The sequence below is a fragment of the Flagellimonas halotolerans genome (assembly GCF_035818535.1).
In the GTDB taxonomy this organism is placed as follows: domain Bacteria; phylum Bacteroidota; class Bacteroidia; order Flavobacteriales; family Flavobacteriaceae; genus Flagellimonas; species Flagellimonas halotolerans.
Genome location: NZ_JAYKYV010000001.1, coordinates 249574 through 262675, shown reverse-complemented (window position 1 = coordinate 262675; position 13102 = coordinate 249574). Strand labels below are relative to the sequence as shown.

Annotated in this window: 14 protein-coding genes; 2 read left to right on the top strand and 12 right to left on the bottom strand. The window is 42.9% G+C overall.

What is annotated here, in order from left to right:
- Positions 1–200 precede the first annotated feature (200 nt).
- The 9 genes from VM932_RS01165 to VM932_RS01125 all read right to left on the bottom strand — a co-directional run bounded on the left by VM932_RS01165 (position 201) and on the right by VM932_RS01125 (position 8431).
- Positions 201–1133, bottom strand: coding sequence for a DUF3078 domain-containing protein (locus tag VM932_RS01165; protein WP_326276753.1), 933 nt, complete (start codon positions 1131–1133; stop codon positions 201–203).
- A 286-nt stretch (positions 1134–1419) separates the two neighbouring features.
- On the bottom strand, positions 1420–1929 hold the full coding sequence (locus tag VM932_RS01160; RefSeq protein ID WP_326276752.1) for a DUF2480 family protein: 510 nt from the start codon (positions 1927–1929) through the stop codon (positions 1420–1422).
- A 238-nt stretch (positions 1930–2167) separates the two neighbouring features.
- Positions 2168–2497 (bottom strand): iron-sulfur cluster assembly protein, encoded by a 330-nt coding sequence (locus VM932_RS01155; RefSeq protein ID WP_108245524.1) that lies wholly within the window; start codon positions 2495–2497, stop codon positions 2168–2170.
- A 6-nt stretch (positions 2498–2503) separates the two neighbouring features.
- Positions 2504–2926, bottom strand: a complete 423-nt coding sequence (locus VM932_RS01150) for a SufE family protein (protein WP_326276750.1) — start codon at positions 2924–2926, stop codon at positions 2504–2506.
- Positions 2927–2998: 72 nt separating this feature from the next.
- A complete protein-coding gene (locus VM932_RS01145; RefSeq protein ID WP_326276748.1) occupies positions 2999–4240 on the bottom strand; it encodes an aminotransferase class V-fold PLP-dependent enzyme in 1242 nt (413 codons plus the stop codon).
- 95 nt (positions 4241–4335) lie between these two features.
- The gene (gene sufD / locus VM932_RS01140) at positions 4336–5652 is read right to left on the bottom strand and encodes a Fe-S cluster assembly protein SufD (RefSeq protein WP_326276747.1); all 1317 of its coding nucleotides are present in this window, start codon (positions 5650–5652) and stop codon (positions 4336–4338) included.
- A 119-nt stretch (positions 5653–5771) separates the two neighbouring features.
- Positions 5772–6524, bottom strand: a complete 753-nt coding sequence (gene sufC, locus VM932_RS01135; RefSeq protein ID WP_326276746.1) for a Fe-S cluster assembly ATPase SufC — start codon at positions 6522–6524, stop codon at positions 5772–5774.
- A 91-nt stretch (positions 6525–6615) separates the two neighbouring features.
- On the bottom strand, positions 6616–8061 hold the full coding sequence (gene sufB, locus VM932_RS01130) for a Fe-S cluster assembly protein SufB (RefSeq protein ID WP_326276745.1): 1446 nt from the start codon (positions 8059–8061) through the stop codon (positions 6616–6618).
- A gap of 40 nt (positions 8062–8101) precedes the next feature.
- Positions 8102–8431: a HesB/IscA family protein gene (locus VM932_RS01125; RefSeq protein WP_326276744.1), complete on the bottom strand. Its 330-nt coding sequence runs from the start codon at positions 8429–8431 to the stop codon at positions 8102–8104.
- 248 nt (positions 8432–8679) lie between these two features.
- On the opposite strand from VM932_RS01125, the gene thiL reads away from it, so the two are divergent.
- A complete protein-coding gene (thiL, locus tag VM932_RS01120) occupies positions 8680–9732 on the top strand; it encodes a thiamine-phosphate kinase (protein ID WP_326277118.1) in 1053 nt (350 codons plus the stop codon).
- A gap of 289 nt (positions 9733–10021) precedes the next feature.
- Here the strand turns inward: thiL and VM932_RS01115 are convergent, their stop codons facing one another.
- Positions 10022–10276, bottom strand: coding sequence for a DUF1660 family phage protein (locus VM932_RS01115; RefSeq protein WP_293166518.1), 255 nt, complete (start codon positions 10274–10276; stop codon positions 10022–10024).
- A gap of 243 nt (positions 10277–10519) precedes the next feature.
- Between VM932_RS01115 and brnQ the strand changes: the two genes are divergently transcribed.
- A complete protein-coding gene (brnQ, locus tag VM932_RS01110) occupies positions 10520–11827 on the top strand; it encodes a branched-chain amino acid transport system II carrier protein (RefSeq protein ID WP_326276743.1) in 1308 nt (435 codons plus the stop codon).
- On the opposite strand, the gene VM932_RS01105 is transcribed toward brnQ, so the two are convergent.
- Together VM932_RS01105 and VM932_RS01100 are read right to left on the bottom strand one after the other, a co-directional pair.
- Positions 11824–12438, bottom strand: coding sequence for a class I SAM-dependent methyltransferase (locus VM932_RS01105; RefSeq protein ID WP_326277117.1), 615 nt, complete (start codon positions 12436–12438; stop codon positions 11824–11826). The two genes, brnQ and VM932_RS01105, sit on opposite strands and share 4 nt — an antisense overlap.
- Before the next feature lie 8 nt (positions 12439–12446).
- Positions 12447–13097 (bottom strand): cation efflux transmembrane domain-containing protein, encoded by a 651-nt coding sequence (locus VM932_RS01100; RefSeq protein ID WP_326276741.1) that lies wholly within the window; start codon positions 13095–13097, stop codon positions 12447–12449.
- Positions 13098–13102: the final 5 nt, after the last annotated feature.

Sequence of the window (13102 nt, the reverse complement as noted above, 5' to 3'; positions counted from 1 at the left end):
CAGTTCACAACAAAAATTTAGGGGGTCGCCACATTAGGCCTACTTTCACATTGTTTTTAAGCCATTTTAGTGTCACACACAGATTTTACAGATCTTAACCTACTTAGACCATGGTCTTAAAAACACAGAAAAACATTTTTCACCCCACAAAAAAGCCCTCGAATCGAGGGCTTTTTTTTGTTTACGTTAACCTTGCTCGATCAAAACTTATAGCTCAATCCCAAGGTCCAATATGTTTGCAACTCGTTATCAATAGTATCGAACGTAGCATCCGGGTTTGTAGTTGAAGCGTTGTTTACAATGTAATTCAAGGTTTCCTGCTTATTGTTTCTCAATCCAAAGTCAAAACCTACACCGATCATTTTCCATAACTTGTAGCTAAAAGAGTTGGTCCATGTCCAGTTGCTCAAATTGCTACTTTCATAGCTTTGGAACAAGGATAGGTTGCTTTTAAAACTAATCGCACCAATTTGCTTGGTATAGTCCGCCACAATCTTCGCACCCATGGAAGATTCAAAAATGGTATCCTCTTTACTGAAAACAAAGTTGTAGTTGAGTGGGTGCATCACCACCACAAGATCGGGTATGGGTGTCCAAGTGGCTCCCACACCAAGATCGAGATACCCTGGGTCGTTAAAATTGCTCAAAATGGTGGTCCTGTATTCCGCCAAAGCAGAAATTGCAAATTTCTCGCTCAGCTTTCTACCGTACAAGGATGAAATATTGAACACGTCCGTAGCTTGGCGAAAACCATCATTGTCTGTAGGGTCGTCCTTATCGTCCAGTTTGACCCAGGACAGGTTCAAATTGGCGGCGTTTCTCCAAAAGAATTTTTCCTCTTGAAGATTGGCAAAAGCATTTACGGTAAATCCAATATTGCCCGATGAGTTATTGGGAATTCCTTGGGCAAACCAATTATTGAACTGGGATATACTTCCGCCAATGGTTCCGAATGCGCCAATTTTCCAACCTGGAAGCGCATCCAGTTTTGCTTGAAGGGCATTGACTCGCGACTGTATAGCGGCAATAGAATCTTTTTTTGGGGCAATCTGTGCTTTTAATTCTTCCTCGGTCTGCGCAGTAGCTGACATTAGAGTAAAGAAAGCCATAGCGGTAAAAAGTAATTTTTTCATAGTATGGAGTTTACTGTTTAGTAAGCGCAAATGTAAGAAATGTCGCCCTTGTGAACCACCCAAAATTCCAGTTGCAAAGTCCGTCCTAAAAACAAAAGCCCTTAAAAAGTTTCAGGTTCGGCTTTTCAGTCCGATTATATTTCTCGGTTTGTACCTTGCAAGAAATTGCAATTAAAGCTAAAATTATAAAGACTTCCGCATCTCTTAAATTGTAGGCAACGACCACGAGCTATGGTGAAGAGCATTGTCAACAGAGTCGCCACAGGTATTTTTTTCAAACAAAAAATCAATTTTTCCTTTTATACAAGGGTACCGAGGAACAAGCCTCCCCGTACATGACACTTTTGGCCACTTCTTGGATTTTTGTAACGGCCATAAGGTAGGCATTTTCGGGAACGGGTTTGTTGGAGCAGCCTTTTATGATAACAGGTTTATTGATAAAACCAGTTACATCCAAGTTTTCTAAAATGGTTTGATATAGTGCGGTTTCTAAATCTTCCAGACTTCCCTGAACCACCTTTTTGGCATAAGGCTGTAGCTTGGATGCAATCAACATAAAGGCCCAACCTGGTACAATGGCATCCGAAGAGCATTGCAGGGCCACATAGGCATCTTGATACCCTGTCCAGTCGTGTTCTTCCACATGGGCACGGAACTCCTTTTCACGCAAAATAAAGCCCTCGTACAGCCAATTTTTAATGTCCAGTACCAAACGTTCCCCTTTTGGATAATAATCCTCTAGGTTGAAGGTAATCAACTTGCTTTGGGCCACTCTGTTTACGATTTCCTTTTCCATAATATCCAGAAGTCTGAGATCATATATATTTTTGTTCCAAGTGCTTGACCAAGTCAGGATTGCTCCTACCAAAATAAGAATATTCATTTATGGATTCCTGCTTTCGCAGGAATGACAGAATTCTTGATAAAATACCTTTAGAGTGTCATTCCGCACTTGATGCGGAATCCATATGTAACTACAGAGATTCAGAAACCTGCCTTTGCCGGCAGGCAGGCAAGTTCAGAACGACCGGTTTTTACAAGAGACCCAGCTCCAATTTGGCCTCTTCGCTCATCAACTCTTGGGTCCAAGGGGGATCAAAAGTGATTTCCACCTCTACATCCTTCAACATATCAATGGATTTTACTTTCTCTTCTACCTCAACGGGCAGGGTTTCGGCAACAGGGCAATTGGGCGATGTAAGGGTCATGAGAATTTTTACTTCGTATTCTTCATTGACAAATACATCGTAGATCAAGCCCAGTTCGTAAATGTCCACAGGAATCTCTGGATCATAAATGGTCTTGAGCACCTTTACGATCTTTTCGCCCAGTTCTTGTGTATCTATTGTGGTTTCTTCGCTCATCTTACGTTATTTTAACTGTGTTTGATAGGCAACTGCGTACAATTTCAATTGCTTGATCATGCTTACCAATCCGTTGGCGCGGGTTGGCGACAAATGTTCTTTAAGACCAATTTCATCAATAAAACCTGTATCGGCATCAATAATGTCCTGTGGTTTTTGATTGCTGAACGCCCTGACCAAAATGGCTATGATCCCTTTCGTGATAATGGCATCGCTATCGGCAGTAAAAACCAATCTGTCATGATCCAGTTCGGCATGCACCCATACCTTGCTCTGGCAACCTTTAATCAGGTTGTCATCCGTTTTGTATTGTTTGGCTATCAACGGAAGTGATTTTCCGAGTTCAATCATATATTCGTAACGCTGCATCCAGTCGTCGAACATGGAAAACTCATCTATTATCTCTTCCTGTATTTCTTTTATGGTCATGCTGTGTTTTTGTTCAAAAGTACAACTCGGCGGACTGCAATTCAAGTCTTTATGATAAAGATAACGCTTCGGCTACTGTAACATATTCCTGGCCCGCTTTACGGCTCCGACCAATTTATCCACTTCTTCTTTGGTATTGTAAAAGCTAAAACTGGCCCTTACCGTACCCGGAATCCTGTAAAAATCCATGATAGGTTGCGCGCAATGGTGCCCTGTACGCACGGCGATGCCCAATTTATCCACAATGGTGCCGATGTCGTAGGGATGGATTCCATCAATATTGAAGGATATCACCGAAGTTTTGTTCGCTGCAGTTCCGTAGATTTTTAGCCCATCAATGGTGAGCAATTGTTCGGTGGCATATTCCACCAGCTCATCTTCATATTGGGCGATGGCATCAAAACCAATATTGTTCATATAATCCAAAGCAGCACCAAAGGCTATTCCTCCACAGATGTTCGGAGTTCCTGCTTCAAACTTATGCGGTAAATCTGCGTAGGTGGTCTTTTCAAAAGTGACCTCTGCTATCATTTCGCCACCTCCTTGGTAGGGCGGCAATTTTTTGAGCCAATCCTCCTTTCCGTATAACATTCCAACACCTGTAGGCCCACACATTTTGTGGGCAGAAACGGTGTAAAAATCAACATCCAAAGCTTGCAGGTCAGCTTTGATATGTGCCGCTGCCTGTGCGCCATCTATTAAAACAGCCGCTCCCACTTTGTGGGCGGCATCAACGATTTCTTTTATTGGGTTGATGGTTCCCAAGGCATTGGAAACGTGGTTGCAGAACACCAACTTGGTCTTATCGGACAACAGCTTGTGATATTCCTCCATCACCAACTCGCCTTCCAGATTCATTGGAATTACCTTGAGGACCGCTCCAGTTCGCTCACAAAGCATTTGCCAAGGCACAATATTGGAATGGTGTTCCATGGCGGAAACCAGAATCTCGTCCCCTTCTTTCAAAAACGAGGTAAATCCATTGGCGACCAAATTGATACTGTCCGTGGTACCTGAAGTAAAGATCACCTCGTGGGGATGGGCAATACCAAAGTGTTTTTGGATTTTATGCCGTGCTGCTTCGTAGGCGTCGGTGGCCTCTTGCGATAGGGTGTGCACACCTCGATGGATATTGGCGTTGTAGCCTTGGTAATACTCGACGATCGTATCAATTACCTGCTGTGGTGTCTGCGAGGTGGCTGCGTTGTCCAAATACACCAAAGGATGCCCATTGACCTCTCTTTGGAGGATGGGAAAGTCTTTGCGAATGGTATTTACATCAAACTTCTCTATTGGAATACTTTTTTCTGTCATTTTGAACGAAGTGAAAAACCTAAACTATAAGGGGAATCTCTCGCCCCTCCCTCGATTCCCTCTCAGGACTGAAGCTCGAAATGACACCTCATAAACTACAGGTCAAAACCCATACGAACCCCGAGTTTATTGGCTATGATTTTGTTGATTCGTGCCTTTAGTTCGGGAATACGAACACTTTCCAACACATTATTGGCAAAAGCGTACATCAATAGGGCCTTGGCCTCTTTCTTTGGAATTCCCCTTGATCTAAGGTAAAAGAGTGCTTCTTCATCCAACTGACCGATGGTACAACCGTGCGAACACTTTACATCATCCGCAAAAATCTCCAATTGGGGCTTTGAGTTGATGGTCGACCTGTCACTCAACAAAATATTGTTGTTCTGCTGAAAGGCATCCGTTTTCTGGGCAATCTTGTCCACAATGATCTTACCATTGAAAACCCCCGTGGAACTGTCGCCAAAAATTCCTTTGTAATCTTGATGGCTCTCACAATTGGGCTGCGCATGATGCACCAACGTATGATGGTCCACATGCTGTTTGTCCCCAAGGATGGTAATTCCTTTCAAGGTAGAGTCGATGCGCTCCCCGTTCTGATAAAAGTTCAGGTTGTTGCGAATCAGTTTTCCGCCCAAGGAGAAGGTATGTACCCTCACAACACTGCTATCTTTTTGCGAAATATAGGTGTTGTCCACCAAAGAAGCGGTAGGCTCATCGTTCTGAACCTTGTAATAGTCCACAATGGCGTCCTTGCCCGCAAAAATCTCGGTCACGGAGTTGGTGAAGACTTCGTTGCTTGTCAAACTTTGGTGGCGTTCTATAATTTGCACCTCAGCATTGTCCTCCGCAACGATCAGGTTACGGGGCTGTAGCATCAAAGCTGCCTCGTTGCCCGTGGCCAAATGCAGGATTTGGATAGGCTTTTTGGGCATTTTGTTCTTTGGAATGTAAATGTATGCCCCTTCTTTGCAAAATGCGGTGTTCAAAGAGGTCAAAGACTCATCCTTAGAGGCCGCTTTGTTGAAATATACTTCAATGACCGGTTGGAACATCGGTTTGCTGAAAGCGGAGCTCATCAAACAGACATCTACACCATCGTGGGTAGTTTCCGAAAGGTATGAACTGTATACACCATCCACAAAAACAATTTTATAAGTATCTATTTCGTGAAGGAAGTATTTCTTCACGTCCTTATACTCCAATGTGGTTTCCTGCTTTGGAAAGATGCTGAAGTCTACCTTTTGCAACCCTTTCAACGAGGTATATTTCCAAGCTTCGTCCTTTTTGGTGGGAAAGCCCTTTGTCTCAAAGTTCTTTATGGCATTATTTCGTTCTTCATGTACTGGATGATCTAGATCCAAGCCATCTTCAAAAGCCAAGAAAGAGGAGACTAATTTATCCTTTAAATCCATTCGTTGTTTTTCGTTGTCATTCCTGCGCTTGGTTTAACTCAGCATCAACTCTGGCAGGAATCTAATTTATGATTCTTTTTATTTGGATTCCCATTTTCATGGGAATGACAAAAAACCGGTTATACCGCCGTTTCTTCTTTTAACCAGTCGTATCCCTTTTCCTCCAGTTCCAAGGCCAATTCCTTGGTTCCGGATTTTACGATCTTGCCATCGTGCAATACGTGAACAAAATCGGGAACAATGTATTCCAGCAATCGCTGGTAGTGGGTAATCACGATGATGGCGTTGTCCTTGCCGCGCAATTTGTTCACACCATTGGCCACGATACGAAGGGCATCAATATCCAAGCCTGAATCGGTTTCGTCCAAAATGGCCAATTTGGGTTCCATCATTGCCATTTGGAAGATTTCGTTACGCTTCTTTTCCCCTCCAGAAAAGCCTTCGTTCAAAGAACGGGAAAGGAATTTTCTGTCGATTTCCAACATTTCGGACTTCTCCCGTATCTTTTTAAGCATTTCGTTGGCCGGCATATCTTCCAGACCTTGTGCTTTTCTTGATTCGTTGATGGCGGTCTTCATAAAATTGGTTACCGACACCCCCGGGATCTCAACAGGGTATTGGAACGAAAGAAAAACACCCTTGTGAGCTCTTTCCTCTGGGGAAAGTTCTTCCAAATCCTCTCCTTCCAAGAGGATGCTTCCTTCACCTACCTCAAATTCCTCTTGACCTGCGATTACTTCGGCCAAGGTGCTTTTTCCCGAACCGTTGGGGCCCATAATGGCATGTACCTCTCCTGCGTTTACCTTTAGGTTGATTCCTTTCAGGATTTCTTTATCGTCTACGCTTGCGTGTAAATTTTTGATTTCTAGCATTGTTTTATCTTGTTTTGAGGCGCAAGATGTTGCGCCTTTCCATTCTTGGTTTTGAACTTGTCCATAAAAATTGTCAGGTTTGGTCTTATCTCTAGCCTACGGAGCCTTCCAAACTGATTTCCAATAGTTTTTGAGCTTCTACGGCAAATTCCATTGGTAGTTTGTTCAATACTTCCTTGCTAAATCCGTTTACGATCAAGGCAATGGCCTTTTCGGTATCAATTCCTCTTTGGTTACAGTAGAAAATCTGATCCTCACCAATCTTACTGGTCGTGGCTTCGTGCTCTATCTGTGCGCTTTTGTTCTTGACCTCTATGTAAGGGAACGTGTGCGCCCCGCAACGGTTACCCATCAATAGGGAATCACATTGGGAAAAATTCCTCGCGTTTTCGGCACGGCTGTTCACCTGTACCAATCCGCGGTAACTGTTTTGTGACTGGCCTGCGGAAATACCTTTGGAGATAATGGTGCTCTTGGTGTTTTTCCCTAAGTGGATCATTTTGGTCCCTGTATCGGCTTGCTGGAAATTGTTGGTCACGGCTATGGAATAAAACTCGCCAATGGAATAATCCCCTTTCAAAATACAGGATGGATATTTCCATGTTACGGCCGAGCCTGTCTCCACCTGTGTCCAAGAAATTTTGGCGTGCTTTTCGCAAAGTCCACGTTTGGTCACAAAGTTGTAAACGCCTCCTTTTCCTTCCTTGTTGCCAGGGAACCAGTTCTGAACTGTGGAATATTTGATTTCCGCGTTGTCCAAGGCAACCAACTCCACGACGGCTGCGTGCAATTGGTTTTCATCACGCATGGGCGCGGTACACCCCTCCAAGTAACTTACATAGCTGCCTTCTTCGGCAACCACCAAAGTTCTTTCGAACTGCCCCGTTCCTGCTTGGTTGATTCGGAAGTAGGTGGAAAGTTCCATGGGACACCTTACCCCTTTTGGAATGTAGCAGAAAGAACCATCGGAAAATACCGCTGAGTTCAATGCTGCGTAAAAATTGTCCTTTTGCGGAACTACGGTTCCCAAATATTTTTTTACCAATTCCGGATGTTCCTTTATGGCCTCTGAAATGGAACAGAAAATAATGCCTTTTTCGGCCAATGTTTTTTTGAAAGTGGTGGCCACGGATACGGAATCCATTACGATATCCACCGCAACACCTGCCAACTTTTTCTGCTCATCTACCGAGATTCCCAACTTTTTAAACGTATCCAGTAATTCTGGATCCACTTCGTCCAAACTATCGTACTTCGGTTTTTTATTGGGAGCCGAGTAATAAGAAATATCCTGAAAGTCAGGTTTTTTGTAGGTCACGTTTGCCCACTCTGGTTCTTCCATTTCCTTCCAGGCACGAAAAGCCTCCAATCGCCACTCCGTCATCCAATCCGGTTCTTCCTTCTTTTTGGAAATGGCAATAACAATATCCTCGTTCAACCCTTTGGGAAGGGTGTCCGATTCAATATCCGTATAGAAACCATACTCGTACTCTTTGGTCTCCAGTTCTTTTTTTAATTCTTCCTCTGTATAAGCCATATATCTTTAAGTTAGCCAATTACAGGCTTTTTGTCAATGTTTATAGTGAAAAACTTTCTCCACATCCGCAGGTTCGTTGCGCATTGGGGTTGTTGAACACAAAACCCTTACCGTTCAAACCTCCAGAATATTCCAATGTGGTGCCCACCAAATACAAAAAGCTTTTTTTGTCCACGATGATTCTCACATCATTATCTTCAAAAACTTTATCCGTATCTGTTGCAGCATTGTCAAACGTCAACTCATAAGACAATCCACTGCACCCTCCGCTCTTTACGCCAACACGCACATAATCCGTGGTCGCGTTAAAACCTTCTTCGGTCATGAGCGACACCACCTTGTGCCTTGCTGATTCTGAAACCTTAATCATCTTACTTGAATTTAATCTAAATAGCACACAAATATACTCTATATGTAGGGTTTTACCATGGCAACTAACATTATTATAACGAATGATTCCATAGGTGTTTCTTATGGAAAACCGACCTGTTTGGCCACAAAGCCTGTATAGCTTGAAATCCCATGGTTTTCCTTGTTTATCCAACTTGGTTTCCCATGAAAAAATTTTATGTTCCTTTCGACACCGGATTTTACGATTATCCTCATTATTTTTGCAAAATGCTAGAAGACAAGAATCAAGAACGTACATCGTTGGAAGAATTGGGTGAATTTGGCCTGATCGACCACCTTACCAAAAACTTCAAACTCAATCAACCCTCATCCTTGATCGGGGTTGGTGATGATGCTGCGGTAATGGACTACCATGGCAAAAAAACCATTGTGTCCACCGACATGTTGGTCGAGGGTGTTCATTTTGATTTGAGCTATATGCCCCTAAAGCATTTGGGATACAAATCGGTGATGGTCAACCTATCGGATATTTATGCCATGAACGCCTTGGCCACACAGCTTACCGTTTCACTGGCCATTTCCAACAGGTTCCCTTTGGAAGCGCTCGAAGAATTTTATGAAGGTGTGGCCTTGGCCTGCAAACTGTACAATGTTGATTTGGTCGGTGGCGACACTACATCTTCCACCCGGGGAATGATTGTTAGCGTTACCGCCCTTGGAGCTGCCAATGAAAGCGACATCGTTTACCGAAAAGGAAGCAAACCCAATGATTTACTGGTAGTTACCGGCGATTTAGGTGGCGCTTACTTGGGCTTGCAGGTTTTAGAACGGGAAAAAGAGGTCTTTAAGGTCAACCCCAACAGTCAACCCGATCTGGAACCCTATTCCTATATCGTGGAACGACAGTTGAAGCCCGAAGCCCGAAAGGATATTGTAGATCTGCTCAAAAAACTGGAAGTAAAACCAACCTCTATGATCGATATCAGTGATGGGCTTTCTTCCGAAATAATGCATTTGTGCAAGCACAGCGCCATTGGATGCAATGTTTTTGAGGAGAAGATCCCGTTGGACCCCACGGTGATTTCCGCTTCCGAAGAATTTAAGATGGACAGCACCATGATTGCCATGAGCGGCGGTGAAGACTACGAACTATTGTTCACAATTGACCAGGCCGATTTTCCAAAAATAAAAGGGAACCCAAACTTAACTGTAATTGGCCACATGACCGAAAAGACTGAAGGCATTCATCTTATCACCCGGGCAGAGACCAAAATTCCGATTACGGCCCAGGGATGGAATTCATTCCATGAACCAAAATGAAACACCATAGCTGGAAATTGTCGGTTTTCAAAAAACGGCTTGTCATTCCCGCGAAAGCAAGAATCCATTAAACGCAGGTATATTTTTATGGATTCCGTATCGAGTGCGGTATGACAATACAGTCCCAAAAATCCCGGAAACCGGGTTTTAATCTTTCACCGGATAATAAAAAAATCCCGAAAATCAAGGGCATCCCTACGTCATGGTATTGGGGCACGCAACCATTGGCAGTAGGCAATTACTTAAGTTTCCGGGATAAGACTTGGGCCTTTTCTAAAATAAAAAAGGGTTATGCCACTTGGTGCACTACCCTACTTTTTCGTTTTCGGTACATATCTTCCAATGTACTGTTGATCTCTTGCATTTGCGGAGTCAGCGCAGAAAGTTTACCAGTAACGTCCGTGGTAACCTGTTTTTGGCAATGAATACATTTGTATTCTTTTATGTGCTGGGTCACTTTTTTGGAAACCGTGTAATGGTGCCCAAACAGACTGCAAAAGAAAGAAGAGAATTTGTTGCCATGCTGTGTAGTAGTTGTTTTCATAAGCTGGTTTTGTTTGGAGAAAAGCAATGATTTACGATATGGAGCTTCGAAAATGCTTAAATTGGTGAATAGTAATTTTGTGTTATAAAAATATTTTTAAATGGTTCAACTTTTAATAGGAACGGGTGTTGATAACTTTTTATTTTACGATTGCACCGATAAAGTATTTTTTTCGATGAAATGCAATAAAATCGACAAAAAGCTATTTTTTTTCGCTCAAAAACGCTTTTGTAATATACCATATTGAAAACAAATTATCAACAATCCACCGGCAAGAAATCTTTAATAATTACATCTTTTGCCCTTTTTTCGCTCTTTTTCGGTGCGGGAAACCTTGTCTTGCCTCCATTATTGGGATTTAGAGCAGGGGATTTATGGTGGTTGGTCACCCTGGGATTTTGCATTTCGGGTGTTCTTATCCCAATTTTGGGCATTATTGCCCATGCCAAATTACAGGGTACATTATTCGATTTTGCCAAAAAGGTTTCTCCCACATTCAGTGTGGTGTACTGTTATTTAATTTATGCCATCGCCATCGCTTTGCCATCGCCCAGGACCGCATCGGTAACACATGAAATGGCCATTCAGCCTTTTTGGGATTCCCCATCGTTGCTGACCAGCCTAATCTATTTTATGTTGGTATTTGTCTTTGTCCTCAATCGTTCCAAAGTTTTGGATGCATTGGGCAAGCTATTAACCCCGGGCATCTTGATTATTTTATTCATAATGATGGCAACGGCAGTCTTTGCATTGGACTTTGATTTTGTACCATCAGCAATGGGGCAAGCTTTTAGTTCGGGGATTTTGGAAGGTTATCAAACGTTTGATGCCATCGGAGCTGTAGTAGTGGGTGCGGTAATCATCATATCCATCAACCTAAAGGAAAAGTACGCCTCGTTTGAAGAAAAAAGAAGGCTCATTGGAAAAGCAGGGCTGTGGGCGGGAATAGGACTGTTATTGGTGTACGGAGGCCTAATCCTCACAGGCGCATTGTTCGGGGATGCTTTTGATGCCGATATTTCCAGAACCGCACTTCTAAGGGGGATCAGCACAAAAACCTTGGGGCAAACGGCCAATATATTGCTCAGTATTTTGGTGAGCTTGGCCTGTTTTACCACAGCGGTAGGAATCGTGACGGGAACTTCCGATTTTATCAAAGGAAGGTTAAACGATTCAATTTCAGCATACCGAATCACAGCATTTTTGGGGTGCCTATTGGGTGTGTTGGTGGGTCAGTTTGATGTTGGCTACATTATTACCGTAGCCGTTCCGTCGCTCATGTTTATTTATCCCATCACCATAATTTTGATTTTACTGAATGTGGTTCCAGAAAAATGGGGTTCGCCCAAGGTGTTTCAACGGGTAATTGGAGTGACCATTCTGTTCAGTATTCCCGATTTTTTGGGGAGCATTGGGTTTGGCCAACAAATTTCTCCCTATGTCGATTGGGTTCCGTTGAGCCAGCATCAGATGGGCTGGGTGCTTCCAGCATTGGTCGCATTCATTGCTTCGAACATCATCAATGGTAAAGAAACAGCTGCTTCAAGCTAATCTTGTTTTCTTTTGAAGCTGCAAAAGATAAAATGCTGTGTAGTACCAAATGGAGTAGTATGGTCTTCGGTTCTACATTCCAATTTCTCAAAATGTTTGAAAACAGTTTCCATTTGCTCTTCATTATATTGTTTGATGTCGAGACCGCTACATTTTTTTGGTCCATTTTCGGAGAAGGTTCCCAGAATCATATAGCTGTCAACAGCTTTTTGGGTCAATTCCACATAGGTTTGTATCTGCTTGGGGGATGTCAAAAAATGAAACGCTGCGCGATCATGCCAAACATCATAAGTTTCTTTAGTTTCAAATTCGGTGATGTCACTTTCAATCCATTTTACCTTTTGGGCCCTATTTCCCAACCTTTTTTTGGCTCTTTCCATGGCTTTGCCCGAAATATCGAGCACGGTAATGTTTTCGAAACCTTCATCCAACAGAAAATCCACCAATTTACTATCACCACCGCCCACATCAATAATTTTGGCAGCTTTGTCCAGTTTAAAAAAATGAATAAAATCCAGAGAGGTCTGCGGCACTTCCTGGGTCCAACTTACCTGATCTGGATTCTTGGTTCCGTAAACGGTTTCCCAATGATTTTTTCTATCCTGCTCCATATTCCAATCTATTCTGTACAACCACAGTGTTTATTGCTCCTGGCCTTTTCAAAACATTCCTTTCCTTCGGAAAAAGCAAAATAGGCCAATCCCAGAGTACCAATACTATCTATATAAGGAATCTTAAAAAGTTCGTAGATCCCGCTGCTCACCAGTAAAATGATGGACATATACACGCAGACCAGTGTGCAATTGGCATCGGCCAATATTGGTGCTGAATTCAGTTTACGACCCACTTTGCGTTTCCACCAGACCAAAATCCACATCACAAGTATGGATATTGCTGAAATGATCACTCCCCAAAAGGTCGTCAGCGGTTTGTGCCCCGTCCAAATATTATAACTGCTGGAAATGACCAATCCAACCACCAAAAGATAAAAAGCCACTCCTGTAACCCTTAGGGCAGTTCGCTCAAAATTGTCGCGATTGCTATGTGGGTTCTTTTGTATACGCAAAACCATGTGTGCAATGCCCAGTCCAGAAATCACCTCGATAAAGCTATCTGTTCCAAACCCAAATAGCGCAAGGCTTTCATCTTCAAAACCCAAATAAGTGGAAATAATCCCTTCGACAATGTTGTAAAAGATGGTGAACAGGGCCAGTGCAAAGGCGGTCCGGTAAAGTTTTTTATCCTGAATCATTGAAAACGTCTTAGACATGCTTT

Coding starts and splice junctions, on each gene's coding strand:
- VM932_RS01165 (WP_326276753.1), bottom strand. CDS start 1,133: ATGAAAAAATTACTTTTTACCGCTATGGCTTTCTTTACTCTAATGTCA.
- VM932_RS01160 (WP_326276752.1), bottom strand. CDS start 1,929: ATGGAAAAGGAAATCGTAAACAGAGTGGCCCAAAGCAAGTTGATTACC.
- VM932_RS01155 (WP_108245524.1), bottom strand. CDS start 2,497: ATGAGCGAAGAAACCACAATAGATACACAAGAACTGGGCGAAAAGATC.
- VM932_RS01150 (WP_326276750.1), bottom strand. CDS start 2,926: ATGACCATAAAAGAAATACAGGAAGAGATAATAGATGAGTTTTCCATG.
- VM932_RS01145 (WP_326276748.1), bottom strand. CDS start 4,240: ATGACAGAAAAAAGTATTCCAATAGAGAAGTTTGATGTAAATACCATT.
- sufD (WP_326276747.1), bottom strand. CDS start 5,652: ATGGATTTAAAGGATAAATTAGTCTCCTCTTTCTTGGCTTTTGAAGAT.
- sufC (WP_326276746.1), bottom strand. CDS start 6,524: ATGCTAGAAATCAAAAATTTACACGCAAGCGTAGACGATAAAGAAATC.
- sufB (WP_326276745.1), bottom strand. CDS start 8,061: ATGGCTTATACAGAGGAAGAATTAAAAAAAGAACTGGAGACCAAAGAG.
- VM932_RS01125 (WP_326276744.1), bottom strand. CDS start 8,431: ATGATTAAGGTTTCAGAATCAGCAAGGCACAAGGTGGTGTCGCTCATG.
- thiL (WP_326277118.1), top strand. CDS start 8,680: ATGCTAGAAGACAAGAATCAAGAACGTACATCGTTGGAAGAATTGGGT.
- VM932_RS01115 (WP_293166518.1), bottom strand. CDS start 10,276: ATGAAAACAACTACTACACAGCATGGCAACAAATTCTCTTCTTTCTTT.
- VM932_RS01105 (WP_326277117.1), bottom strand. CDS start 12,438: ATGGAGCAGGATAGAAAAAATCATTGGGAAACCGTTTACGGAACCAAG.
- VM932_RS01100 (WP_326276741.1), bottom strand. CDS start 13,097: ATGTCTAAGACGTTTTCAATGATTCAGGATAAAAAACTTTACCGGACC.